This is a genomic window from Streptomyces sp. NBC_00096, from assembly GCF_045041305.1.
Classification (GTDB): Bacteria; Actinomycetota; Actinomycetes; order Streptomycetales; family Streptomycetaceae; genus Streptomyces.
This window is the reverse complement of sequence record NZ_CP108221.1, coordinates 3,269,714-3,294,199: the sequence shown is the minus strand read 5'-3', so window position 1 is coordinate 3,294,199 and position 24,486 is coordinate 3,269,714. Positions and strand designations below refer to the sequence as shown.

The 24,486-nt window shown below is 69.3% G+C and carries 27 protein-coding genes and 1 riboswitch; of the genes, 15 read left to right on the top strand and 12 right to left on the bottom strand.

Annotation, left to right across the window (positions count from 1 at the left end):
* Positions 1–26: 26 nt before the first annotated feature.
* Together OG904_RS14370 and OG904_RS14365 are read right to left on the bottom strand one after the other, a co-directional pair.
* Positions 27–1,145, bottom strand: coding sequence for a lipid II:glycine glycyltransferase FemX (locus tag OG904_RS14370; RefSeq protein WP_405490912.1), 1,119 nt, complete (start codon positions 1,143–1,145; stop codon positions 27–29).
* 130 nt (positions 1,146–1,275) lie between these two features.
* Positions 1,276–1,590 (bottom strand): hypothetical protein, encoded by a 315-nt coding sequence (locus tag OG904_RS14365; RefSeq protein WP_405490910.1) that lies wholly within the window; start codon positions 1,588–1,590, stop codon positions 1,276–1,278.
* 251 nt (positions 1,591–1,841) lie between these two features.
* Between OG904_RS14365 and rpsF the strand changes: the two genes are divergently transcribed.
* From rpsF to rplI, 4 genes are all read left to right on the top strand, one after another.
* A complete protein-coding gene (gene rpsF / locus OG904_RS14360) occupies positions 1,842–2,132 on the top strand; it encodes a 30S ribosomal protein S6 (protein ID WP_015034882.1) in 291 nt (96 codons plus the stop codon).
* A gap of 72 nt (positions 2,133–2,204) precedes the next feature.
* Positions 2,205–2,810, top strand: coding sequence for a single-stranded DNA-binding protein (locus OG904_RS14355; RefSeq protein WP_328299721.1), 606 nt, complete (start codon positions 2,205–2,207; stop codon positions 2,808–2,810).
* A 43-nt stretch (positions 2,811–2,853) separates the two neighbouring features.
* Positions 2,854–3,090 carry a 30S ribosomal protein S18 gene (gene rpsR / locus OG904_RS14350; RefSeq protein WP_003956534.1) on the top strand — a complete coding sequence of 79 codons (237 nt, stop codon included), beginning with the start codon at positions 2,854–2,856 and terminating at the stop codon, positions 3,088–3,090.
* An 18-nt stretch (positions 3,091–3,108) separates the two neighbouring features.
* Positions 3,109–3,555, top strand: coding sequence for a 50S ribosomal protein L9 (gene rplI / locus OG904_RS14345; RefSeq protein WP_243331152.1), 447 nt, complete (start codon positions 3,109–3,111; stop codon positions 3,553–3,555).
* A gap of 113 nt (positions 3,556–3,668) precedes the next feature.
* Here rplI and OG904_RS14340 read toward each other — a convergent pair whose 3' ends face one another.
* A complete protein-coding gene (locus tag OG904_RS14340) occupies positions 3,669–5,006 on the bottom strand; it encodes an MATE family efflux transporter (protein ID WP_405490906.1) in 1,338 nt (445 codons plus the stop codon).
* 453 nt (positions 5,007–5,459) lie between these two features.
* On the opposite strand from OG904_RS14340, the gene dnaB reads away from it, so the two are divergent.
* Together dnaB and OG904_RS14330 are read left to right on the top strand one after the other, a co-directional pair.
* Positions 5,460–6,923, top strand: a complete 1,464-nt coding sequence (gene dnaB / locus OG904_RS14335) for a replicative DNA helicase (protein ID WP_405498009.1) — start codon at positions 5,460–5,462, stop codon at positions 6,921–6,923.
* Between the two features lie 10 nt (positions 6,924–6,933).
* On the top strand, positions 6,934–8,319 hold the full coding sequence (locus OG904_RS14330) for a serine hydrolase domain-containing protein (RefSeq protein ID WP_405490904.1): 1,386 nt from the start codon (positions 6,934–6,936) through the stop codon (positions 8,317–8,319).
* Between the two features lie 9 nt (positions 8,320–8,328).
* On the opposite strand, the gene OG904_RS14325 is transcribed toward OG904_RS14330, so the two are convergent.
* Genes OG904_RS14325 through OG904_RS14315 form a run of 3 tightly spaced genes read right to left on the bottom strand, consistent with a single transcriptional unit; the run spans position 8,329 to position 10,927 of the window.
* Positions 8,329–9,504, bottom strand: coding sequence for a winged helix DNA-binding domain-containing protein (locus tag OG904_RS14325; protein ID WP_405490902.1), 1,176 nt, complete (start codon positions 9,502–9,504; stop codon positions 8,329–8,331).
* A gap of 53 nt (positions 9,505–9,557) precedes the next feature.
* A complete protein-coding gene (locus OG904_RS14320; protein ID WP_405490900.1) occupies positions 9,558–10,022 on the bottom strand; it encodes a GNAT family N-acetyltransferase in 465 nt (154 codons plus the stop codon).
* Positions 10,023–10,039: 17 nt separating this feature from the next.
* Entirely contained in the window at positions 10,040–10,927 is an 888-nt protein-coding gene (locus OG904_RS14315; protein ID WP_405490898.1) for a GNAT family N-acetyltransferase, read from the bottom strand.
* 133 nt (positions 10,928–11,060) lie between these two features.
* Here OG904_RS14315 and OG904_RS14310 point away from each other — a divergent pair, with 133 nt between their 5' ends.
* Together OG904_RS14310 and OG904_RS14305 are read left to right on the top strand one after the other, a co-directional pair.
* Positions 11,061–11,711: an HAD family hydrolase gene (locus OG904_RS14310; protein ID WP_405490896.1), complete on the top strand. Its 651-nt coding sequence runs from the start codon at positions 11,061–11,063 to the stop codon at positions 11,709–11,711.
* Complete coding sequence (locus OG904_RS14305) at positions 11,698–13,044, top strand: globin domain-containing protein (protein ID WP_405490894.1); 1,347 nt, start codon at positions 11,698–11,700, stop codon at positions 13,042–13,044. Before OG904_RS14310 ends, OG904_RS14305 begins: the two co-directional genes overlap by 14 nt.
* Before the next feature lie 27 nt (positions 13,045–13,071).
* Here OG904_RS14305 and OG904_RS14300 read toward each other — a convergent pair whose 3' ends face one another.
* From OG904_RS14300 to OG904_RS14285, 4 genes are all read right to left on the bottom strand, one after another.
* Positions 13,072–13,551, bottom strand: coding sequence for an NUDIX domain-containing protein (locus OG904_RS14300; RefSeq protein WP_405490892.1), 480 nt, complete (start codon positions 13,549–13,551; stop codon positions 13,072–13,074).
* 118 nt (positions 13,552–13,669) lie between these two features.
* On the bottom strand, positions 13,670–14,908 hold the full coding sequence (locus OG904_RS14295) for a cystathionine gamma-lyase (protein WP_405490890.1): 1,239 nt from the start codon (positions 14,906–14,908) through the stop codon (positions 13,670–13,672).
* Complete coding sequence (locus tag OG904_RS14290; RefSeq protein WP_405490888.1) at positions 14,830–15,321, bottom strand: low molecular weight protein-tyrosine-phosphatase; 492 nt, start codon at positions 15,319–15,321, stop codon at positions 14,830–14,832. Before OG904_RS14290 ends, OG904_RS14295 begins: the two co-directional genes overlap by 79 nt.
* Before the next feature lie 10 nt (positions 15,322–15,331).
* The gene (locus OG904_RS14285; protein ID WP_405490886.1) at positions 15,332–15,712 is read right to left on the bottom strand and encodes a phage holin family protein; all 381 of its coding nucleotides are present in this window, start codon (positions 15,710–15,712) and stop codon (positions 15,332–15,334) included.
* 90 nt (positions 15,713–15,802) lie between these two features.
* Here OG904_RS14285 and OG904_RS14280 point away from each other — a divergent pair, with 90 nt between their 5' ends.
* The 4 genes from OG904_RS14280 to OG904_RS14265 all read left to right on the top strand — a co-directional run bounded on the left by OG904_RS14280 (position 15,803) and on the right by OG904_RS14265 (position 18,071).
* Positions 15,803–16,120, top strand: coding sequence for a cupin domain-containing protein (locus OG904_RS14280; protein ID WP_405490884.1), 318 nt, complete (start codon positions 15,803–15,805; stop codon positions 16,118–16,120).
* A gap of 146 nt (positions 16,121–16,266) precedes the next feature.
* Entirely contained in the window at positions 16,267–16,494 is a 228-nt protein-coding gene (locus OG904_RS14275; protein ID WP_405490882.1) for a DUF5326 family protein, read from the top strand.
* Positions 16,495–16,786: 292 nt separating this feature from the next.
* Complete coding sequence (locus tag OG904_RS14270; protein WP_405498007.1) at positions 16,787–17,524, top strand: IclR family transcriptional regulator; 738 nt, start codon at positions 16,787–16,789, stop codon at positions 17,522–17,524.
* A 97-nt stretch (positions 17,525–17,621) separates the two neighbouring features.
* Positions 17,622–18,071: an SsgA family sporulation/cell division regulator gene (locus tag OG904_RS14265; protein ID WP_243331178.1), complete on the top strand. Its 450-nt coding sequence runs from the start codon at positions 17,622–17,624 to the stop codon at positions 18,069–18,071.
* A 130-nt stretch (positions 18,072–18,201) separates the two neighbouring features.
* Here OG904_RS14265 and OG904_RS14260 read toward each other — a convergent pair whose 3' ends face one another.
* A complete protein-coding gene (locus tag OG904_RS14260) occupies positions 18,202–19,518 on the bottom strand; it encodes a YibE/F family protein (RefSeq protein WP_405490880.1) in 1,317 nt (438 codons plus the stop codon).
* A gap of 165 nt (positions 19,519–19,683) precedes the next feature.
* A riboswitch (TPP riboswitch) is annotated at positions 19,684–19,828 on the top strand.
* Here OG904_RS14260 and thiC point away from each other — a divergent pair.
* Positions 19,823–21,610, top strand: a complete 1,788-nt coding sequence (gene thiC, locus OG904_RS14255; RefSeq protein ID WP_405490878.1) for a phosphomethylpyrimidine synthase ThiC — start codon at positions 19,823–19,825, stop codon at positions 21,608–21,610. Its footprint overlaps the riboswitch before it by 6 nt.
* Positions 21,611–21,806: 196 nt before the next feature.
* Positions 21,807–22,130 carry a hypothetical protein gene (locus OG904_RS14250; RefSeq protein WP_405490876.1) on the top strand — a complete coding sequence of 108 codons (324 nt, stop codon included), beginning with the start codon at positions 21,807–21,809 and terminating at the stop codon, positions 22,128–22,130.
* 94 nt (positions 22,131–22,224) lie between these two features.
* On the opposite strand, the gene OG904_RS14245 is transcribed toward OG904_RS14250, so the two are convergent.
* On the bottom strand, positions 22,225–23,361 hold the full coding sequence (locus OG904_RS14245; RefSeq protein ID WP_405490874.1) for a glycosyltransferase: 1,137 nt from the start codon (positions 23,359–23,361) through the stop codon (positions 22,225–22,227).
* Positions 23,362–23,594: 233 nt separating this feature from the next.
* On the opposite strand from OG904_RS14245, the gene OG904_RS14240 reads away from it, so the two are divergent.
* On the top strand, positions 23,595–24,485 hold the full coding sequence (locus OG904_RS14240; protein WP_405490872.1) for a collagen-like protein: 891 nt from the start codon (positions 23,595–23,597) through the stop codon (positions 24,483–24,485).
* The last annotated feature ends 1 nt before the right edge of the window (position 24,486 follow it).

Genomic DNA, 24,486 nt, shown 5'->3' with positions numbered 1-24,486 from the left:
GTGCGGTGTGTGTGGATGGGGCGGGATCAGCGACGCGACATGTAGATGTCGAGCGCCTTGTGCAGCAGCTTGTTGAGCGGGAAGTCCCACTCGCCGACGTACTCGACGGCCTCGCCGCCCGTGCCGACCTTGAACTGGATCAGGCCGAACAGATGGTCGTTCTCGTCCAGGGTGTCACTGATGCCGCGCAGGTCGTAGACGCTTGCGCCGAGCGCGTAGGAGTCGCGCAGCATGCGCCACTGCATCGCGTTCGAGGGGCGGACTTCGCGCTTGTGGTTGGCGGAGGCGCCGTACGAGTACCAGACGTGCTGGCCGACGGTGAGCATCGTGGCGGCGGCCAGCGGCTCCCCCTCGTGCTTGGCGATGTACAGGCGCATCCGGTTGGGGTCCTCGGAGTTGAGGGCCGTCCACTGGCGCTGGAAGTAGCTGAGCGGGCGCGGGCGGAACTTGTCGCGCTCGGCCGTCACCTCGTACAGCTGCTGCCAGACCGGCAGGTCCTCGTAACCGCCCTGGACGACCTCGACACCGGCCTTCTCGGCCTTCTTGATGTTGCGGCGCCACAGCTGGTTGAAGCCCTTGAGGACGTCGTCCAGCGAGCGGTTGGCCAGCGGTACCTGGAAGACGTACCGGGGCTGGACGTCACCGAATCCGGCGCCGCCGTCCTCGGCCTGCTGCCAGCCCATCCGGCGGAGCTTGTCGGAGACTTCGAAGGCGCGGGGCTCGATGACGGAGGCCTCCACGTCGCGCAGGCGCTTGACCTCCGGGTCCTGGATCCCGGCCTTGATGGCGGTGGAGTTCCAGCGCCGGATGACGACGGGCGGGCCCATCTTCACGGTGAAGGCGCCCTGCTGCTTGAGGTGCGCCAGCATCGGCTGGAGCCACTCCTCGAGGTTGGGGGCGTACCAGTTGATGACAGGGCCCTCGGGGAGGTACGCGAGGTACCTCTTCACCTTGGGCAGCTGCCGGTACAACACGAGTGCGGCGCCGACGAGTTCACCGGACTGGTCGAACCATCCGAGGTTCTCGGAACGCCACTCGTTCTTCACGTCGGCCCACGCCGGGACCTGGCAGTGGCTAGCCGAGGGCAGGCTCTGGAGATAGCCCAGATGCTGCTCTCGGCTGATGGTCCTCAGGGACAGGCTCATGCGGGGCGTCTCCTCCGGCGGCTTCGCTGGCTATGGCGCGAAGCCTACTGCGACGGGGGCGCCACCCATCTGGGGGACGGGCCGGGCCCGGGCCGGTGGGAGGCCGGCGCCCCGTCGCGGAGGTACCCGCTCAGCCCAGCCAGCCGCCGAAGAGACCTCCGTGCGCCATGCCGAGGAAGAAGCCGAGGGCAGAGGCACCGAGGCCGAGGATCAGCGCGAAGCGCTCGCGTGTCGTGACCGAGATGAACTGACCGTAGAGGCCGGTGACGATCCCGATCAGCCCGGTCCACGAGGTGAGCAGGTGCAGATTGTGGAAGAAGGCCGTGACGAACGCCACGGCACCGAGGACCAGAGTGATCGCCACCAGGGTGTCCTGGAGGGGATGGGGTTTGCCGTCGGTCGCGAAGAGCGAGATGGAGGACTGAGGACGCATTGCCTGTGCCATCGGAAGGCACCTCCTGGCTGCAGCAGAGCGGTGCTGCGGGGCCTCCTCCGGCAGGGGCCGGGGGCATAGCACCGAGCACACCCGATGAATACAGAGTGTGGCCTCCTGCTGCCGGATTTCAACCGGAAGGAGTCGAGGAGGTAGTCTGTACAGCTGCGCGGTGTCTGCTCTGCAGATGCCGTGCGCACGCATCACGACCCTCCTGCCACGGAACGACCGTGGCCGCTGAGTCCAAAGGAGGTGGGTTCCACATGCGTCACTACGAAGTGATGGTCATCCTCGACCCCGATCTCGAGGAGCGCGCTGTCTCCCCGCTGATCGAGAACTTCCTTTCTGTCGTCCGTGAGGGCAACGGAAAGGTCGAGAAGGTCGACACCTGGGGCCGTCGTCGTCTCGCTTACGAGATCAAGAAGAAGCCCGAGGGCATCTACTCGGTCATCGACCTTCAGGCCGAGCCTGCGGTCGTCAAGGAGCTTGACCGACAGCTGAACCTGAACGAGTCGGTTCTCCGGACCAAGGTCCTCCGCCCCGAGACCCACTGAACTTCGGTTCAGCGGTAATCGGGACCGAGTAGCACAGCAGCCCAGCAGCAATCCCCGCCGAGAGGTTCATCCATGGCAGGCGAGACCGTCATCACGGTCGTCGGCAATCTCGTCGACGACCCCGAGCTGCGCTTCACCCCCTCGGGTGCGGCGGTCGCGAAGTTCCGTGTCGCGTCCACTCCCCGCACCTTCGACAAGCAGACCAATGAGTGGAAGGACGGCGAAAGCCTGTTCCTGACCTGCTCGGTCTGGCGGCAGGCGGCGGAGAACGTCGCCGAGTCCCTTCAGCGAGGCATGCGCGTCATCGTGCAGGGCCGGCTGAAGCAGCGGTCCTACGAGGACCGTGAGGGTGTCAAGCGCACGGTCTACGAGCTGGACGTCGAGGAAGTCGGCCCCAGCCTGAAGAACGCCACGGCCAAGGTCGCCAAGACCACCGGTCGTGGTGGCCAGGGTGGATACGGCGGCGGTGGCGGCGGTCAGCAGCAGGGCGGCGGCGGTGGCAACTGGGGCGGAGCCCCCAGTGGCGGCGCTGCTCCCCAGGGCGGCGGAGCTCCCTCCGACGACCCCTGGGCGTCCAGTGCGCCGGCCGGCGGCCAGCAGCAGGGCGGCGGCGGTGGCGGTTGGGGCGGAAGCTCCGGCGGCTCCGGCGGTGGCTACTCGGACGAGCCGCCCTTCTAGGGCAGCTCGCACCCCCACTTCTTGATTTCACAGGAGAGACACAATGGCGAAGCCGCCTGTGCGCAAGCCTAAGAAGAAGGTCTGCGCGTTCTGCAAGGACAAGACCGTGTACGTGGACTACAAGGACACGAACATGCTGCGGAAGTTCATTTCCGACCGTGGCAAGATCCGTGCCCGCCGCGTAACCGGCAACTGCACGCAGCACCAGCGTGACGTCGCCACGGCAGTCAAGAACAGCCGTGAGATGGCACTGCTGCCCTACACGTCCACCGCGCGATAAGGAAAGGGTGACCGAATAATGAAGATCATCCTGACCCACGAGGTCTCTGGCCTCGGCACCGCCGGCGATGTCGTCGACGTCAAGGACGGTTACGCTCGCAACTACCTGGTCCCGCGTGGTTTCGCGATCCGCTGGACCAAGGGTGGCGAGAAGGACGTGGCGCAGATCCGCCGCGCCCGCAAGATCCACGAGATCGCGACCATCGAGCAGGCCAACGAGTTCAAGGCCAAGCTCGAGAACGTCAAGGTCCGTCTGGCCACCCGCGCGGGTGACGCCGGTCGTCTCTTCGGTTCCGTCACGCCCTCCGACATCGCCACGGCGATCGAGGCGTCCGGTGGCCCGAAGGTCGACAAGCGCCGCGTTGAGCTGGGCTCGCCGATCAAGACCCTCGGTTCGTACCAGGTCTCCGTGCGTCTGCACGCCGACGTGGCCGCGACCGTTGGCATCGAGGTCGTCGCCGCCTAAGGGCTGCGCATGAAGGGCCGCACCCCTGTGGGGGTGCGGCCCTTCGTCGTTGCCGACGGGCGATGTTTCACGTGAAACATCGCCCCGTCCCGATCGCCCTGTCCCGTACGCGTCTACCGCGTGGCTCCCGCGACCAGCCAGCGGCCCGAGCGGGAACGTAGCTGGAGGGTGACCATCCGGACCACCATCATCAGCGTCATGGCGCACCACAGGGCCGTCAGCCCGCCTCCCACGGCCGGTACGAGCAGAGCGGCCGGGGTGAAGACCGCGAGGGTCAGCAGCATGGCCCAGGCCAGGTAGCGCCCGTCCCCCGCGCCCATCAGGACACCGTCGAGGATGAAGACGATGCCGGAGACGGGCTGGGAGAGGGCGACCACGAGCAGGGCGGGCAGCAGGGCGTCTTCGACCGCCGGGTCACTGGTGAAGAGCGGGATGAAGACGGGGCGGGCCGCGATCACCAGGAGGCCCAGGACGATGCCGGAGATGATCCCCCACCGCACCATGCGGCGGCAGACGGCCTCGGCTCCCTCGGTGTCGCCCGCGCCCAGGTAGCGGCCGATGATGGCCTGCCCGGCGATCGCGAGCGCGTCGAGGGCGAAGGCGAGCAGACTCCACAGGGAGAGCAGGATCTGGTGGGCGGCGATGTCGGCGTCGCCGAGGCGCGCGGCCACGGCGGTCGCGATCAGCAGGACGGCGCGCAGGGAAAGGGTGCGGACCAGCAGGGGCGCACCGGCCTGTGCACAGGCCCGGATCCCCTCGGCGTCGGGGCGCAGCGAGGCATGGTGCCGGCGGGCGCCCCGGACGACCACGATCAGGTAGGCGGCCGCCATGGCGCACTGGGCGATCACGGTCCCCCACGCGGAGCCGGCGATGCCCAGCCCGGCGCCGTAGACCAGGGCGACGTTGAGGCCGCCGTTGAGGGCGAAGCCGCCGATCGCGACGTAGAGCGGGGTCCGGGTGTCCTGGAGGCCGCGGATGACCCCGGTGGCGGCGAGCACCACGAGCATCGCGGGGATGCCGAGGGCGGAGATCCGCAGGTAGGTGATCGCGTACGGGGCGACGGTGTCGGAGGCCCCGAAGAGGGAGACCAGGGACGGCGCCGTGGGCAGTACGACCGCGACGACGGCCGCGCCGAGCAGCAGGGCTAGCCAGATACCGTCCATGCCCTGCCGGATGGCGGCCTGGAGGTCGCCCGCGCCGACGCGTCGGGCCACCGCCGCGGTGGTGGCGTAGGCGAGGAAGACGAAGATGCTCACGGCCGTGGTGAGCAGTGCGGCCGCGATGCCGAGACCGGCCAGCTGGGGTGTGCCGAGGTGCCCCACGATGGCGCTGTCGGCCATCACGAAGAGGGGTTCGGCGACGAGGGCGCCGAAGGCGGGGACGGCGAGTGCGAAGATCTCGCGGTCGTGCCGTCTCGGGGCAGCCGTCGGTGCTGTGGGGGCCTGTCTCATGTGCTCAATCTAATCTTCCACAGGTAATAGACGCAAGGGTCTTTAGAGCCTTACGGATGCACCGATTCGAGCGTTCGTCCCACCTCGTTGGAGGCGATCTCGAGGCAGTGGCGAAGAAATTTCTCCCCCGCAGTCCGTGGGGGGAGAAATAGCAGGTCAGAATGGGTGTGTGGGTAGGGCAGGTGATTTTGTCCACAGCGCCGTCCCCCGGTCCGTGCACAGCTTCCGGGGAGTTACCCACAGCATTGGCGCCGTCATCCACAACTCATCCACACAGCCTGTGGATAACAAGATTGGCTGACGTCGCTCCCGGGCCTACCGTTGTGCGTTGGTCCGACTCGCCGAGAGCCGATTCGGGTGCCCCAAATGTCAGAGCCGTGTCGTAGAAAGAGTGACACGGCAAGGTCCGCGTTGCGGACGGGAGGAGGCGGCCCGGTGAGCATGTCCGAGCCCATGGACGACCCCTGGGCCGACAGCGGTCCAGGTGACCGTCTGCCCGCCCGCTCGCGCCGTGGCGGCGAAGGCCGCGGTCGCGGGGACGAAGACAACGACCGGGGCCGCGAGGGCGGCTCCTGGGACGGTGGTGGCGGCGGCTTCGAGCGGGTCCCGCCCCAGGACCTCGACGCCGAGCAGTCCGTCCTCGGCGGCATGCTGCTGTCCAAGGACGCCATCGCCGACGTGGTCGAGGTGCTCAAGGGGCACGACTTCTACCGCCCGTCGCACGAGACGATCTACCAGGCCATCCTCGACCTGTACGCCAAGGGCGAGCCCGCCGACCCGATCACCGTCAGCGCCGAGCTGACCCGGCGCGGCGAAATCAGCAAGGTCGGCGGCGCCCCCTACCTGCACACGCTGGTCCAGTCGGTCCCGACGGCCGCGAACGCCGAGTACTACGCGGAGATCGTCCACGAGCGGGCGGTCCTGCGCCGGCTGGTCGCCGCCGGTACGAAGATCACGCAGATGGGCTATGCCGCCGACGGTGACGTCGACGAGATCGTCAACAGCGCACAGGCCGAGATCTACGCCGTCACCGAGCAGCGCACTTCCGAGGACTACCTGCCGCTCGGCGACATCATGGAGGGCGCCCTCGACGAGATCGAGGCGATCGGCTCGCGCAGCGGCCAGATGTCGGGCGTCCCGACCGGCTTCACGGACCTGGACTCGCTGACCAACGGCCTGCACCCGGGCCAGATGATCGTCATCGCGGCCCGTCCCGCCATGGGCAAGTCCACCCTCGCGCTGGACTTCGCCCGTGCCTGTTCCATCAAGGCCAACCTGCCCAGCGTCATCTTCTCCCTCGAAATGGGGCGCAACGAGATCGCGATGCGCCTGCTCTCGGCAGAGGCCCGGGTGGCCCTGCACCACATGCGCTCCGGCACGATGACGGACGACGACTGGACCCGGCTGGCCCGCCGGATGCCGGACGTCTCCGCCGCCCCGCTCTACATCGACGACTCGCCCAACCTGTCGATGATGGAGATCCGGGCCAAATGCCGTCGGCTCAAGCAGCGCAACGACCTGTCGCTCGTCGTCATCGACTACCTCCAGCTGATGCAGTCGGGCGGCTCGCGCCGGCCCGAGAGCCGCCAGCAGGAGGTCTCGGACATGTCCCGAAACCTCAAGCTCCTGGCGAAGGAGCTGGAGGTCCCGGTGATCGCGCTGTCCCAGCTGAACCGTGGTCCCGAGCAGCGCACCGACAAGAAGCCGATGGTCTCCGACCTGCGTGAGTCCGGATCGATCGAGCAGGACGCCGACATGGTGATCCTGCTGCACCGCGAGGACGCGTACGAGAAGGAATCCCCCCGCGCGGGTGAGGCGGACCTGATCGTGGCGAAGCACCGTAACGGTCCGACGGCGACCATCACCGTGGCCTTCCAGGGCCACTATTCGCGATTCGTGGACATGGCCAACACGTAGCATCCGCCCCATGGATGCCGTATCTGAAGATCTTTCCCTCCTCCCCGCCACCAGGCGTTCGCTCGGTCACCGGATCGCGGTCGCCCAGCGCGAAGGCAGGGCTCCGTCCCTGGTGGCGGCCGTGGTGCGGGGCGGCGAGGTGGTCTGGGAAGGCTCCCGGACCATGGTCGAGGGGCACGGCCCCGACGGGAACGTGCAGTACCGGATCGGGTCGATCACCAAGACCTTCACGGCCGTTCTGGTGATGCGGCTGCGGGACGAAGGACTGCTGGGACTCGGCGACCCGGTCGAGAAGTTCCTGCCGGGCACGGGTGCCGGCGAGGTGACCGTGGGCCAGCTGCTCGCCCACACGGGCGGGTTGGCCGCGGAGACCCCTGGGGAGTGGTGGGAGCGGACCGCGGGCACGCTGCGGCCGGAGCTCTCGGACGTCCTCGGTGAGCACCCCTTCCGCTTCGAGCCCGGACGGCGCCACCACTACTCCAACCCGGGTTACACCCTGCTCGGTTCGATCGTGGAGGCCGTGCGGCAAAGGCCGTGGGAAGAGGTCCTGCGGGCCGAGGTGCTGGAGCCGCTGGGTCTGGAGCGGACGACGGCGCAGCCGCTGGCCCCGCACGCGGGAGGCTGGGCGGTGCACCCGTGGGCGGACGTGATGATGCCGGAACCCCTGGAGGACCTCGGGCTCATGGCCCCGGCCGGACAGCTGTGGTCCACCACCGGCGATCTGGCGAAGTTCGCCGCCTTCCTCGTACGGGGCGACGCGCGCGTGCTCAGCGCCGGGTCCGTACGGGAGATGAGGACGTCCGCCACTCCCCCGGAGCCGGGCCTCGCCGATCTCGGCTACGGGCTCGGGATGCAGCTGACGCAGAGCGGCGGGCGCCGGCTCGCGGGGCACAGCGGATCGCTGCCGGGCTTCGTCGCCGGCCTGTGGCTGAGCGAGGAGGAGGACCTGGCCGCGGTGGTGCTGGCGAACTGCACCTCGGGCCTGCCGGCCTCGACGCTGGCGGCCGACCTGGTGGGCATCGTCGCGGAGGCCGAGCCGCGGATCCCCGAACCGTGGCGGCCGTTGCGCGAGGCCGATCCGGTCGCGCTGGAGCTGTGCGGCCCCTGGTACTGGGGGACGTCGGCCCAGGCCGTACGGCTGACCTACGACGGGTTCCTGGAGCTGGGCCCGGTGGGCGGGAGCGGACGGTCCGCCCGGTTCCGGCCGGAGCCGGACGGCAGTTGGACCGGCCTGAGCGGGTACTACGCGGGCGAGTCGCTCCGGTCGGTACGCCGGCCGGACGGGTCGGTGAGCCACCTCGACCTCGGCTCGTTCGTATTCACCCGTGAACCGTACGAACCCGAGGCCCCGGTGCCGGGCGGGGTCGACCCGCAGGGCTGGCGCGGCATCGGCTAGCGAACCGCTTCACCCCGCCACGAGTTCACGCTCCAGCGGGGTACGGAAGCGCGGGGTGACCCGGGCCTCCCCCAACCAGGTGGCGAGCCGGACCGCCTCGGCGGCGACGGCGCTTCCGGCTTCGCTGCCGGGGTCGCCCAGCAGCCGGTGGACGATCTCGCCGTCGGCCCGCTGGGCCCATCCGCCGACGATCTCTCCGTTCCACCACACGGTGGGGCCGATGTTGCCGGAGTGGTCGAAGAGGGCCGGCCGGTGGGCGGGATCGAGGTGGAAGCCCCGGTCCACCCAGCCCATGGCGCTCGGGTCGAGGGCGGGAAGCAGGGCGGCCCAGGGTTCCTGCTCGGGTTCGGGCCCGGTGTCCGCGGGGTGGACGAGCGCGGTGGAGCCGTCGTCGAGCCGGACCTCGTCAGGGCCGACGACCGCGAGGGCCTTGCGGACGTCGGAGAGCGTCCAGCCGGTCCACCATTTGAAGTCGGCCTCGGTGGCCGGACCGTAGGAGCGGAGCCAGCGCCGGGCGATCTCGGCTCGAGCCTCGGCCGGGGGCACGGCGGGCCAGGGCTCGGTGTGGACCCAGCGGTACTGGCTGGAGGTCCACGATCCCCGGGGCCGGTCCCGGCGGATCCTGCCGTCGGCGGCCAGCAGGCGGATGACACGGGTGGCGACACCGGTCTCGGTCTCGTACTTCTTGCCCCGTCCGTAGACGAACTTCTGGCGCAGGGCGGGGACGGCCGTGGAGAGTTGGGTGCCGGTGGAGGGGCCGTGGGCGTCGAGCGCGTCCAGTACTGCGCTCTCCACCCGGGCCAGCCAGTCCGCGTCGAGGCCCTGACCGTCCTCGTCGAGGTGCTTGAGGAAGGCGCGGCGCTCCTTCAGCGCGATCCCCCGGGCGGTGGAGGAGTCGACGTACGGGGCGAGTTCCGTGGAGACGGCGAAGAGCGTGTTGCGCATGCTGAGCAGCCGTACGAGGCTCACGTCCTCGTACAGGGCCCGCTCGATCGCGACCGGCCCTCCTTCGTTCAGCCGGGCGCGGGCAGAGAGGAAGACGGTCGCGGCGTCGGTTGCGTGCAGGCCGATCACGGCGTCCGCCACCTGGGGCACGTCCGAGGCCCGGGCCGACGGTGCGAGTCGGTGGCGCCGGCCGAGACGGTGGCGACGCTCCGCGGTGGTGATCAGGGGAAGGCTGCTCATCCTCCCGATCGTAGGCCGGGGCGCCGACAGCGACCCGGCCCACGCACGGGGGCTCAGAGCTGGAGTTTGAACCCGACGTGGGAAGCGGTGAAGCCGAGCCGCTCGTAGAAGCGGTGGGCATCGGTACGGGTCGCGTCCGAGGTGAGCTGGACGAGCCGGCAGTTCTCGGTGCGGGACTTCTCGATCGCCCATTCGATGAACTGGGTGCCCAGTCCGCTGCCGCGTTCGTCCGCGTGGACGCGGACACCTTCGATGATCGAGCGCGTGGCCCCCTTGCGGGAGAGCCCGTGGACGATCGTCAGCTGGAGGGTCCCCACGACACGGCCCTCGCGCTCGGCGACGACCACGTGCTGGTGGGGGTCGTCCGTGAGCCGCTTGAGCGCCACCGTGTAGGGGGTGAGGTCGTCCGTGGATTCGCGGGCCGCGCCGAGCGGGTCGTCGGCGAGCATGGCGACGATCGCCGGCAGGTCTCCCTCGACGGCCGGACGGATGAGCAGGTCAGAGCTGGTTTCGATCATGGTCTGAGGTTCCTCGTTCAGCCGGCCGCCACGGTGAGCGGGGCCCAGCGACGGGTCCAGTCACCGGGCAGACCGGGGATGGCTCGGGTCATCACGGCATTGAAGGCCACGGAATCGAGGCCGCGCTCCTTGAGCCAGCCGAGCAGTTCTTCGTGGCGTACGTCGACATCGGTGCGCAGGGGCCGGTCGGTGGCCGCGGCGAGGGCGGCGACGAGGGCCTGGGCCGCGGCTGTGTCCCGGGCCACGAGTGGCCCGATGACATGGGTCTCCATGTTCGGCCAGATGGCTCCGTAGCCGATCAGGCCGCCGGCGGAGTCCTCGGCGACGAGCAGCCGGTCCGTGAAGGCGGGCAGCCGGGTGATCAGGTGCGTCCGGTCGGCGCCGAAGACCTCGGAGTCCAGCCGGAGGATCCCCGCGATGTCCTCGGCGGTTGAGGGCCGGACCCGGACGGAGTCCGGAGCAGCTGCCGCGGCATCCGGGCGGAAGACGCCCCGGAGCATCTCGGCGCGGCCGGTGGTCTCGAAGCCGAGCTCCTCGTAGAGGGGGCGGCCGTACGGGGTGGCGTGCAGGGTGAGCGGGATGCCCTTGAGGACCTCATCGCAGATGTACGCCATCAGCCGTCGGCCCAGGCCCTGGCGGGCATAGCGCTCGGCGACGAGGACCATGCCGATGGCGGCGAGTTCGGGCTCGGCCAGGGGAGGCCCGTACCGGGTGACCACGCAGGCCGTGGCAAGTCCCCGGCCGTCAGGGGCGTCGATGCCGTAACCGTGTCCGGCGGCGAGCAGCAGCCCCCACTTGTGGTCTTCGCGGGGCCAGCCGCGGTCTTCGGAGAGATCGGCGCAGTGGCGGAGGTCGTCCACGGTCAGCGCGCGGATCGGGAGGGCGGTGAGGTGTGGTGGTGTCACGGCCCCAGACTGGTTCATCGGCCGGGGCCCGGTCCAGGGGATTCCGGGTGGATGTTTCACGTGAAACATCCGCTTGCTCCTGCTGGGAGCCCCCACTGTTTCACGTAAAACGAACGTACTAGCCTCGGTGGTTATGACTCTGCTGCACCTCTTCGACCTCGACGGGACCCTGATGTACGGCTCGGCCGCGCCGGTCGAGATCTCCCGGCAGCTCGGGCTGAGCGAGGAGATCGCCGAGCTCGAGCGAGCCTTCGCCGCACGGCAGCTCGAGCCCCACCAGTTCTCGCTGGCGGCCCAGCAGCTCTGGACGGAGCTGACTCCGGATCATGTCCGGGCGGCATTCGACGGGGCTCCGTGGCTGTCGGGAATCCGGGAGGTCTGGCAGGAGATCAGGGAGCGCGGGGACTACTGCGCGGTGATCTCGCTGTCGCCGTCCTTCTTCGTGGAGCTCCTGCTGGAGTGGGGCGCGCACGCCGCGCACGGCTCGGTCTTCCCGGAAGTGCCCTTCACCCGGCTGGTGGACGTGGCGGGGATCCTGACGCCGGAAGGCAAGGTGACGGTCGCCGACCAGCTGTGCGCGCGGTTCGGCGTGACCCGGGCCGACTGTGTCGCGTACGGGGATTCCAGCACCGATGTGGCGCTCTTCGACGCGGTGCCGCTCTCGGTCGCGGTGAACGCACGGCCGTATCTGGTGGAGCGGGCGACGCACGTCTACGAGGGACGCGACCTGCGTGAGGCATACCAGCTGACAGGGGTGGCACGCATGGGAGTTGAGGCATCTTAAGGGGAAAGGGGGTTCGAAACGCGGATTTCCCGCATTTCCCCGCAAGCTCTGGGGCGGACTGGCACGCTGTGAAACCCGGAACCACGGATTCGAAGGCCGTGGCGCGTGCAGACCTACCGAGATGCTCGAAGCGAGGCACCGCATGGACGCTCCGCCCACCAGATCGGCAAGACGGGGAACATCCCGGATACCGTCCGGGGACGGTGCGCCCGAGCCCTCCCCCGATGCCGTGCTCATCCGCCGGACCCTCGCGGAGATCGCACCTGTCGCCGACAAGGTGACCTCCTATTTCTACGCCCTGGTGTTCACGGCGCACCCGGATCTGCGGGGGATGTTCCCGGCCGCGATGGACGTACAGCGCGACCGGTTGCTGAAGGCCCTGCTGACGGCCGCCGAGCACATCGACGATCCGGAGGTGCTCACCGCGTACCTGCGCCGACTGGGCGCCGGGCACCGCAAGTACGGGACCCAGTCCGGGCACTATCCGCCGGTGGGCGAGGCCCTGCTCGGGGCACTGGCCCGGTACGCGCAGGACACCTGGGGGCCCGAGACCGAGGCCGCCTGGGTGCGGACGTACACCGCGATCTCCCAGATCATGATCGACGCCGCGTCCGAGGCCGAGACCAAGGCGCCGCCGTGGTGGCACGCCGAGGTGGTCTCCCACGATCTGCGCACCTCCGACATCGCGGTGCTCACGGTCCGCCCCGACCAGCCGTACCCGTTCCTGGCGGGTCAGTACACGAGCCTGGAGACCCCCTGGTGGCCGCGGGTGTGGCGGCACTACTCGTTCGCCTCGGCCCCGCGTGCGGACGGGCTGCTCTCCTTCCACGTCAAGGCCGTTCCCGCGGGATGGGTGTCCAACGCGCTGGTACGGCACGCCCGGCCCGGTGACGTGCTCCGGCTCGGGCCGCCCGCGGGATCGATGGTGGTCGACCACAGCACCGACAACGGCATGCTGTGTCTGGGCGGCGGTACCGGCATCGCCCCCATCAAGGCGCTGATCGAGGATGTGGCCGAGCACGGCGAACGGCGGCCGGTGGAAGTGTTCTTCGGTGCCCGCAGCGACGACGACCTGTACGACAAGGACACCCTGCTGGGGCTGCAGCGCTCGCACCCCTGGCTGTCGGTGCGCCCGGTGGTCTGCGACGAGGGACTGGCCGGACAGCTGCCGCAGGCCGTCGGCACCCACGGGCCCTGGAGCTCGTACGACGCGTTCGTCTCGGGGCCGGCCGCGATGATCCGCAGCGGGGTGGACGCGCTGAAGAGGATCGGGATCCCCGGGGAACGCATCCGCCACGACGAGGTGGAGGAGCTGGCGGGCGTCGCCGGCTGATCCCGGCCGGCGCCCGCGTCCGGCGGGTCAGCCCAGGTCGGGGGCGTGCATCGCGCGCACGCCCTCGATGTTGCCGTCGAGGTAGTGGCGCAGCGACAGCGGTACGAGGTGCACGGCGGCGATGCCGACGCGGTTGAAGGGCACGCGGACGATCTCGTACTCGCCCAGCGGCTCGTCGATTTCGGGGCCGTGCCGCTGGTTGGGGTCCATGGATTCGAGGCGGCAGACGAAGAAGTGCTGGACCTTGACGCCCGTCACCCCCTTGTCGGCGATGTGCTCGACGGTGTCGACGAAGCAGGGCACGACATCGGTGATCTTCGCGCCGAGTTCTTCGTGGAGCTCTCGGTGGAGGGCGTCGACGACGGTGAGGTCCGAGGACTCCACACCGCCGCCGGGGGTGAGCCAGTACGGGTCGACGCCTGGCTTGGTGCGCTTGATGAGGATCAGGTCGCCACCGTCGAGCAGGATCGCGCGGGCGGTGCGTTTGACCACTGGACGTTCGGTCATGGGAGAAGAGTGGCCCAGACTTCCGCTTCTGAAACGCGTGCCCGCGAAACCCGCGGGGCCGGGCTCCGGGCGGTCCGAGCCGCCGGACAGGGGACTCGGACCGACTCCGGAGCGTGGTTCAGGCGTGTGCGGCCGCCAGGTCGAGGGCCCGCAGTACGTCCGTGACCAGGTCCTCCGTGTCCTCGGCGCCGGCGGAGAAGCGGATGAAGCCCTCCGGGACGGCGTCCCCGCCCCAGCGCCGGCGGCGCTCCGCGGTGGACCGTACTCCGCCGAAACTGGTGGCGTCCTCGACCAGGCGCAGGGCGGCCATGAACCGTTCCGCGTGCGCGCGGTCGGCCAGGGTGAAGGAGACCACCGAGCCGAAGCCCCGCATCTGACGTGCGGCCGTCTTGTGGGAGGGGTCGGCCGGCAGGCCGGGGTAGCGCAGCGCGGTGACGTCGGCGCGGTCGGCGAGCGCCTCGGCGACGGCGAGCGCGTTGGCCCACTGGCGCTGGGCCCGCAGCTGCATGGTGGACAGGGAACGATGGGCGAGCCAGGCCTCCATGGGGCCGGGGATGGCGCCGACCACCTTGCGCCAGCGGCGGATGCCCGCGGCGAGCTCCGCGTCGCGGCAGACGACGTAGCCGAGCAGGAGGTCTCCGTGGCCGGTGAGGCCCTTGGTGCCGCTGGCCACCGAGAAGTCGGCGCCCAGTTCGATGGGGCGTTGGCCGAGCGGGGTCGCGAGGGTGTTGTCGACGGCGACCAGGGCTCCGCCGGCGTGCGCGGCCTCCACGAGGCGGCGCACGTCGCAGACGTCGAGCCCGGGGTTGGAGGGGGTTTCCAGCCACAGCAGCCGGGCCCCGTCGAGAACGGAGAGCTGGGCGTCCTCGCCGGTGGGAGCGGTGCGCACGTGGACCCCGTACGCCTCCAGCTGTTCCCGCACCAGCGGCAGGACCTGGTAGCCGTCGTCGGGCAGGACGACGGTGTCGCCGGCGCGTGCCTGGGAGAGCAGGACGGCGGACACGGCGGCCATGCCGGAGGCGAAGACGACGGTGTCCACCCCCTCCAGGCCGGGGGCCTCCAACTCCCCGATGGCCCGCTCGAGCAGCGTCCAGGTGGGGTTGGTGTCGCGGCCGTAGGCGTACGGCCCTTCGACGTCGCCGGGGAGGTGGAAGTGCGCGGCGAAGACGGGGCCGGGCAGCGGTGGTTCGTTCTTGACGGGATCGGGCAGACCGGCGCGGACGGCGACGGTGCCGTCGCCGAGCCGCTCGGCCCCCGGGGCCGCGTTGTCGGGTGCGCTCACGGGGTGTGCTCCTTCAGGGCTTCGCGTACGGCGTCCAGCAGGCCGGGGCTCGCCGCCTCGACCAGGTCCAGGCATTCCTCGAATCCCTCGAAGGGGCCGTAGTAGGGATCGGGTACGTCGGTCTCCGCGGTGGTGGCCGCCGGGTCGTAGGACCGCAGCAGCCGGACCTTGGCGGCGTCCTCGGAGGTGGGGGCGAGCGCCCTCAGATCGCGGAGGTGACCGGCGTCGAGCGCGATGACCAGGTCGAGACCGGCGAACCAGGAGGCCCGGAACCGGCGGGCCCGGTGGTCCGGGTCGTAGCCGGCGGCCTCCAGGACTGCGACGGTGCGCGGGTCCGCCCCGTCACCCTCGTGCCAGCCGCCGGTCCCGGCGCTGTCGACCGAGACCAGCTCCGCGAGCCCGGCGCCGGCCACGTGGGACCGGAAGACGGACTCGGCCATGGGCGAGCGGCAGATGTTGCCGGTGCAGACGAAGCACACGCGGTACATGGGCGCCGGTTCAGTTCTTGTCGGGCAGGACCATGTTCACGGCCCAGGAGACGATGGAGATGATCAGGGCGCCGACGACGGCGGTCCAGAAGTTGTCGACGTGGAAGCTGAGGTCGAACTGCTTCGCCAGCCACGAGGTCAGCAGCAGCATCAGCGCGTTCACCACGAGGGTGAACAGACCGAGGGTCAGGATGAACAGGGGCAGCGAGAACAGCTTCACCACGGGCTTGACGATGAAGTTGACCAGGCCGAAGATCAGCGCGACCAGGATCAGCGTGAGCGTGCGGCGGCCCATGCTGCTGCCGTCGTCGAGGGTGATGCCCGCGAGGAGCCAGATGGCGACGGCCAGGGCCGCCGCGTTGGCGAGAGTCTTGACTACGAAATTCGTCATGTGTCCGATCGTTGCAGAGATGATCCCGGTGGAACATCAGCTGATCTGCGGATGCTCGCGGCACGAGAGAGCACAAGGGGTACAAAGACGATGAAGGCCTTCAGGCTGGACGAGCTCGAGGCCGAGCGGGCCGAGAACGAGGGTGCGTACCTGCAGTTCCTGCGCGAGCGGAACATGTCGGTCGGCTTGTACGCGCTGGACGCGGGGCAGAGCGACCCCCAGCAGCCGCACGGCCAGGACGAGGTGTACTTCGTCGTGAGCGGCCGGGCCTCGATCACCGTCGGGGAGGAGACGACGATGGTCGCGAACGGGAGCGTCGTCTACGTGCCGGCCGGGGTGCCGCACAAGTTCCACCACATCACCGAGAACCTCAAGGTGATGGTGGTCTTCTCTCCGCCGGAAGGGTGAAGGGACCGGGCGGCTGAGGGTTCGGGGCCCGCTCCCCCTAGGGGTCGGATCAGGGGACTCCGGGGGCTCACGGGCCCCCGCCGGGGGCCGTGGCCTCCTAGCATCGAGAGCAGGAAGTCACGGACTAGGAAGAAGAGGTCGAGGACATGGAAGGCATCCGAGGGATATTCGAGGGCATGCCGTGGTGGGTCAAGTGGGTCGCCGTTCCGCTGCTGGTGCTCCTCGTCTTCGGCGGTGTGATCACCAGCATCCTGGCCGCACTGATCGGCTTCGTCTTCAAGGCGTTGCTCCTCGTGGCCCTCGTCGGTGGCCTGATCTTCATCGTCAAGAAGTTCACCGGCCGCGGGTCGAAGTCCTCCGCCGGAGAGTGGTAGAACTGGCGCAACCCGGGCAAGAGCGTGATTAACCCAGCTGAGGGAACGTGAGGCGCTAAACCGCTCACAGCCCGGGAATCGGCGGATAGAGTGGCAATCTGTGCCGTTCCCTGGGCACCGAAAGCCGGTACTGCCGCCCTGACCTGCGGTTCTCTCAAACAGCCGCCGAGCACGACCCCCAGGATTCACGGCACACGCGGGGGCGGCCCCCGCAGGGCGGGCCCCCCCAAGGCTCGCCGCCACGCCTGGGGGTGAGCTTTTGTCTTCGGTTCACAACGCCGGTGTGCCGACGCTGATCGGCTCGGTGCAGCGGGCGCTGAGGCTGCTCGAAGCGGTGGGTTCACATAGTGAGGGAGCCCCGGCGAAACAACTGGCGCGCGAGGCCGGGCTCCCGCTTCCCACCGCGTACCACCTGCTCCGCACCCTGACGCACGAGGGCTATCTGCGACGGGAGAGCGGGGTCTTCGTCCTGGGGGACGCCGCGGGCCGGCTGGCCGGTGGGGGGCTTCAGCAGAAACGTCGCAGCATGATCCTCGACTCCCTCGCGCACTTCCGCGACGCGGTCGGGGCCCCCGTCTACTTCGCCGTCTACCGCGAGGGTGAAATCGAGGTCGTGGGTGTCTCGGACACTCCGGCCAATCCGGCCTGCGAGGAGTGGGCCGATTTCCGCGAGACCGGCCACGCGCACGCCATCGGGCAGTGCCTGCTCGGCCAGCTCGACGAGAAGACGCGCAGGGACTACTACGACCGTCATCCGGTCGAGTCCATCACCGCCTACACCGTGACGGATCAGCGGGCTCTGGAGCAGCGGATCGGCTCCATGGAGCGGATGCAGCCGGTGACCGAGCGGCAGGAATACGCTCTGGGAACGGTGTGCGCGGCCATCCCCATCACCGCCGGCGACACCGCCGCGACGATGGCGATTTCTCTCCCCCTGCACCAGGAAAACCGATTGCTGTATGCGGTCGATCGGCTACGGAGTGAAGTAGGCGCGCTGTTGAGCACCCTCTCGTTCTCTATCAGTATCTGAAAACTCACTCCTTGTGATCTGCAAGCGCTTCCACCACTCTTGTCAAGAGGGCCTTGGGGGATCATTCCTGGCCACTTCCACTACAGCGGGGTAGGCAATGCGCGAGTCGGTACAGGCAGAGGTCATGATGAGCTTCCTCGTTTCCGAGGAGCTCTCGTTCCGGATCCCGGTGGAACTCCGGTACGACGCTCGTGACCCCTACGCAGTCCGCCTGACCTTCCACCTTCCCGGAGATGCGCCCGTGACCTGGGCGTTCGGCCGGGAACTCCTTCTGGACGGCATCAACAAGCCGTGCGGAGACGGTGATGTCCACATCGCCCCGACCGATCCGGAGGAGCTGTCCGATGTCCACATCCGGCTGCAAGTAGGCGCAGACCGGGCTCTCTTCCGCGCGAGCGCGGCGCCGCTCGTCGCGTTCCTCGACCGTACCGACCGGATCGTTCCGCTCGGCCAGGAGCGCAACCTCGGAGACTTCGAGGAGAACCTCGACGAGGCGCTCGACAAGATCCTCGCCGAATCGCAGCAGAACGAGCAGAACGCGGGCTGAGCGAAGTCCGGCCACCGCACCGGACGTACGCACCACGGCTCAGCGTGCCGACGCGCTGAGCGCTCCACTTTGCCCCCTTCACGACCGGCCGTGCGCGCGCCCTGACCAGTCGCGCCCGCCGGTCGGCCGTTCAGCGCTTGCGCCGCCGGCCCCGGCCGCCACGGAGCGGCCCCGCGGCCGGGGTGGCCGCCGGGGAATCCGTACGGTCGGCGGAGACCACCAGCGCGGCCAGCGCCGTCGTCACGGGTACCGAGGCGACCAGTCCGATCGATCCCACGAGGGTCCGTACGATCTCCTCCGCGACCAGCTCGCTGTTGGCCACCGAACCCATGCTGCTGTTGGCGATCGAGAACAGCAGGAGGAGCGGCAGCGCGGCGCCCGCGTAGGCCAGTACCAGGGTGTTCACCACCGAGGCGATGTGGTCGCGCCCGATGCGGATGCCCGCCCGGTACAGGCCGCGCGGTCCCATCGTCGGGTCGGCCTGGTGGAGTTCCCATACCGCTGAGGTCTGAGTGACGGTCACATCGTCGAGTACGCCCAGCGATCCGATGATCACACCTGCAAGCAGCAAACCGCTCATGTCGATGTTCGGGTAGAGCCCGTGGATCAGCCCGGTGTTGTCGTCCGTGTTGCCGCTGAGGAAGGCCCAGCCGATGAACAGCGAGCCCAGCAGGCCGATCAGCAGCAGCGAGACGAGCGTGCCGAGGACCGCGACCGAGGTGCGGGCCGTCAGCCCGTGGCACATGTAGAGGGCGATCAGCATGATCGCGCTGGCCCCGACCACGGCGACGACCAGCGGATTCGACCCCTGCAGGATGGCGGGGAGGATGAAGAGGGTCAGTACGGCGAAGCTGACGGCGAGGGCGATGAGCGCGAACAGCCCGCGCATCCGCCCGACGAGGACGACCGCGAGGGCGAAGATCCCGGCCAGCAGGGCCATCGGCAGCTTGCGGTTCACGTCGATCACGGAGTACTGGAGGTCCCGGGGCGCGTCCGGCGCGTAGGCCACCACCACTTCCTGGCCGTTCGTCAACTGCCGTGGTGCGCCCGGCTGGACGATCTCGGTGAACTTGCGGCCCTTGTCGGGTCCGGTGCCGACCTCGATGGTGGCCTTCTTGCACTCGCCGGTCTGCGAGGCCACGGCCTCGCGCCCTTCGGGCGTGGAGGTGTCGCCGGTGGCCGGCACCTGCGCGGCGTTCACGGATTTGCAGTCGACCTGCTGGAGCGCGACGACCTTTCCCTGCTGGGTCTGGCGGTCGAAGCCCACCCCGGTGCGCTCGTGGGCCGGGGCGCCACCGGGCCAGAGCACCGCCATGCCGATCACGACGGCGGCGGCGAAGGGGATCAGTACCGCCGCGATCACCTTCCGCAGGTGCTTCGAGACCGGGGCGGCCGGGCCGTGGCTGTGCGAATGCCCGTGGGAGTGCCCGGGAGACTGGCCGGGCAAGTGCTCTGGCGAGTGCCCGGGGTCCGTGTGTGCGTGGCCGGTGTGACCAGCGTGATCCGTGGGTTCGGTGGGGGGCTGCGGCGAGGACGTCACCGGCCGATCATCGCAACAGATGAGGGGGCCCACTGTTCAGCACGCCACAGATGACGCTAGCGTGGGGGCTACTTTGCACAACGCGGGAGCTCGGAGCACCGGGCTGAGAGGGCGCTGATCACCGTTCGCATTCGAATATGCGTACGGGAGGAGGCTGCGTCGACCGCCGAACCTGTTACCGGGTAATGCCGGCGTAGGGAGATTAGGTCTCATGACCATTCAGGATGCACGCACGCCTGCCGTCAGCCAGGACGCCGATGGCCAGACCGAGCGCCAGCCCGGCTGGCACAAGGGGTACGTGGCAGGCTCCCGCCCCGACATCCGGGTGCCGGTTCGCCAGGTCCACCTCACCAACGGCAAGGACGTGACGCTGTACGACACGTCCGGTCCGTACACCGACCCGCAGATCGAGACCGACGTCCGCCGGGGCCTGCCGCCGCTGCGCGAGAACTGGATCATCAGCCGCGGTGACACCGAGGAGTACGCGGGCCGTCCCGCGCGCCCCGAGGACGACGGCATCAAGCACACCTCGCCGCGCGGCGGCCTCAAGAACCTCGACGCCGTCTTCCCGGGCCGTCCGCGCCAGCCCCGCCGGGGCCGTGGCGGCGCCGCCGTCACGCAGCTCGCGTACGCCCGCCGGGGCGAGATCACCCCGGAGATGGAGTACGTCGCGATCCGCGAGAACGTCTCCCCCGAGGTCGTCCGCGAGGAGATCGCCGCAGGTCGCGCGGTCATGCCGGTGAACGTGAACCACCCCGAGATCGAGCCGATGATCATCGGCAAGCGGTTCCTGGTGAAGGTCAACGCCAACATCGGCAACTCCGCCGTCACCTCCTCGATCGAGGAGGAGGTGGACAAGATGACCTGGGCGACCAAGTGGGGTGCCGACACGGTCATGGACCTCTCGACCGGCCGCAACATCCACACCACCCGCGAGTGGGTGCTGCGCAACTCCCCCGTGCCGATCGGCACCGTGCCGCTGTACCAGGCGCTGGAGAAGGTCGACGGCCGCGCCGAGGACCTGACCTGGGAGATCTACAAGGACACGGTCATCGAGCAGGCCGAGCAGGGCGTGGACTACATGACGGTCCACGCCGGCGTGCTGCTGTCGTACGTGCCGCTGACTGCGCGCCGCAAGACGGGCATCGTCTCTCGCGGTGGCTCGATCATGGCCGCCTGGTGCCTGGCGCACCACAAGGAGAACTTCCTCTACACGAACTTCGAGGAGCTCTGCGAGATCCTCGCGACGTACGACGTCACGTACTCGCTGGGCGACGGCCTGCGCCCCGGCTCCATCGCGGACGCCAACGACGCGGCGCAGTTCGCGGAGCTGAAGACGCTGGGCGAGCTGAACACGATCGCCAAGCGGTACAACGTGCAGACGATGATCGAGGGCCCCGGGCACGTCCCGATGCACAAGATCAAGGAGAACATCGACCTCCAGCAGGAGATCTGCGAGGAGGCGCCGTTCTACACGCTCGGCCCGCTGACCACGGACGTCGCGCCCGCGTACGACCACATCACCTCGGGCATCGGCGCCGCGATGATCGCCTGGTGGGGCACCGCGATGCTCTGCTACGTCACGCCCAAGGAGCACCTGGGCCTGCCGAACCGCGACGACGTGAAGACCGGCGTCATCACGTACAAGATCGCGGCCCACGCGGCGGACCTGGCCAAGGGTCACCCCGGCGCCCAGGAGTGGGACGACGCCCTGTCGGACGCGCGCTTCGAGTTCCGCTGGGAGGACCAGTTCAACCTGGCCCTCGATCCGGACACGGCCCGTGAGTTCCACGACGAGACGCTCCCGGCCGAGCCGGCCAAGACGGCGCACTTCTGCTCGATGTGCGGTCCGAAGTTCTGCTCGATGAAGATCTCCCAGGACATCCGCCGCCAGCACGGCGGTGACCTGAAGGCGGAGGAGATCGAGGCGGGCATGGCGGAGAAGTCCGCCGAGTTCGCGGCCGCGGGCAACCGCGTGTACCTGCCGCTCGCCGACTGAGGCCGAAGTGAAGGCGTGAACGGCGACTCCCCCGTCCGGGAGCGCCGTTCACGCCGCTTTCACGCCTTCCGGGCGATTTGCGATCCGGATCGGGCGGAAAAGGCGGCAGAAATCTGCAGACAGGGTGGCGTGCGGTCAAGTACTGTGCGCGATCGGCCCCATGGCCGTTTATCTCATCCTTACGCGGGGGAACACCTTGAATCTTGACTTCAGCGCCGAGCCGCTCTTCTCGTGGTACGTCCTGCTGCTGCTCGTCAGCGGCATCCTCATGGTGGCCATCGGCGCCGTCAACTTCGGCGGGCTGAGCGGGGGCTGGCGCGCGTTCAACGTCATAGCCGGTCTGGCCTTCGTGGGCTACGGCATCTACCTCGGCTTCATCTTCGAGGGAGGCTCGTACCTCATCCTCTTCAAGGCGTTCATCCTGCCGGTGGCGATGATCTTCAACTTCGTCCGCTCCCTCGTCGGGCGCTCCCGGACGCAGCCGGCGCAGGCGCCCGCTCAGCAGAACCAGGTCGGCTGACCCCGCCCCGATTTCCTGGATGCCCGAACGCCCGGCCGCTCCCGATGGAGCGGCCGGGCGTTTGCGTGGGCGTCGCAGTACACCGGTTCGCCGGCTAGACGGGCGAGTGCTCCGATGTTTCACGTGAAACAGGGACGGACGTTTCACGTGAAACATGACTCGCCGCAAAGCCGCGGTTGGCCTCGGTCTGGCGGCGGTAGGACTCGGGCAGGTCGGGCAGGGAGAGCAGCCGGTCGCAGGCGCGCAGCGAGGCCTCCATGTCCCCTACCCAGTACGCGGTGATGGAGTGCTCGAAGAGCAGCCCCCACCGGTACACCCACGGCTGGACGAAGAGCAGGTCCTCCGGGACCGGCCGGCCCAGAACCGCACCGGTGATGGCGTGGGCGGTGTGGTGGCGTCCCAGCAGGCGGAGCCTGGCGGCGAGTTCGTAACAGGCCTCCAGGCGGCCGGGCCGGGACTCCCAGGCGCGGGAGAGCGCGTCGAGGGCTGCGGGATGGTCTCCGGACTCTCCGTTCAGGATGCCGGCTTGGAGCAGGGCGTAGTAGACCTCTTCATTCCATCCGCCCATGGACGCGCGGCGCTCGTAGAGCCGGATGGCCGCGGCCGTATCGCCCATGTCGCGCATGGTCTGCGCCAGGTAGAAGACGGTGCGGGGGTTCGAAGGGTCCCGTTGCAGTTCGGTGCCGAGCAGGCGGGCGTCCCGCTCGAACTTGTCGTGCCGGGAGCCGCCGTCGGCATAGTCCTCGATCACCAGTGCGTCCAGGTTCTCCTGGATTCCCGGGCGCTGGTCGTTCTCGTCGCGTCGGTCACAGGTGAGGTACTCGTGGGTGACGCCCTCGTATCGCCAGGGGAGATCGGCGCGGACCAGGCGTTTGATCCGGTACTCGGTCGTGCCCTCATGGCGCAGCATGTACGAATCCGCGGTGAGCGGGGGCAGTGGGCCGTTGCGGCGCAGGACGAGATCGGCGTCGAGGAGCAACAGGTAGTCGGCTTTTCCGTGGGCGTGCGCGAGGTTGAGGCTGCGGTTGTGTCCGAAGTTGATCCAGGGCTCCTCGTGGAGCTCTCCGGGGATCCCGCGCAGCGCTTCGCGGATGAGGTCCTGGGTGCCGTCGGTGGAACCCGTGTCGGAGATGACCCAGGTGTCGATGAGGTCCCGTACGGAGTCGAGGCAGCGCTCGATGACGGCGGCCTCGTTCTTCACGATCATGCAGAGGAAAATGGTCGGCTTCACGGCGGCTGACCCTAGGGACGGCCTCCGGACGGGCGGGTGCGGCACGCCGGTACGCCGACCCCTGTGGCGGCGCGGCGGACAGCCAAGTGGCGGTGCGGGCTGCGCCGTTCCGCTGACTGATGGGCGCGCCGGTCCGTCTCGTGGGGCCGGGGTCTTCAGGATGGCCCGCGGAGTCCGGTCTCGTTTTCGGACTTCGAAGTTCCATTCGATCCGGTGTGTGCGAGGAGCGGTACATGAGTTCTGAGAACAAGACCCGTGCGTACTTGGGGCCGCTGCCCCGACGGGCCGGCTGGCTGACAGGAGGCACGCTAGCCTCGGTGGCCCTGGTACTGGCGGGTATGGCGTCCCCGGTGGTCGCGCTGGCCGCGGCGCCGGGTAATCCGGACCGCTGCTCGTCCGAACACCACAGACCGGACGCCCGGACCCAGAGGGCGGCGGACCTGGTCGCGCAGACGTCCCGCGACGACGACGAGTGCAGGGTGGGTCCGACCGGCCCGCGGGGTCCGCGCGGACCCAAGGGGCATACGGGCCACACGGGCGCGACGGGGCCCACCGGCCCGCGGGGCCACACCGGCCCGACGGGTCCGCGAGGTCACACCGGCCCGACGGGTGCGACCGGTGCCACCGGAGCGACGGGTGCCCAGGGCGCCAGCGGTGCCACGGGGGCGACGGGTGCGACCGGTGCCACCGGAGCGACGGGTGCTCAGGGCGCCAGCGGTGCGTGTTACGACGTGGACGCCCACCGGCCCTCGGCGGCCCGCGAGATCAAGGCGGTGCTCTCGGCCGGAGTCACCTACGCCGCCATCCGCGACCTGCAGCCCAACGTGACCCCCTGGCGCTGGTACGACCTGTCCACCAGCGTGGCCACGTACCCCGAGGACGCGTGCGCGGTATCGATCTCCGAGCAGGCCAACATCGTCAACGTCGAGGTGCTGACCACGGGCGGGGTCGTCTACGAGACCCCGTGTGCCCTCAACCCCGGCAATCCGGACGCCCTCAACTGCACCAAGGTGTGGACGGCGTCCACCCCTCAGCCCACCCCGGGTGCGAACGGTCTGGTCAGGTTCGCACACAAGGCGCTGACCAGGCAGGACCGCTACATCAAGCCCGAGGAGACCAAGTAGC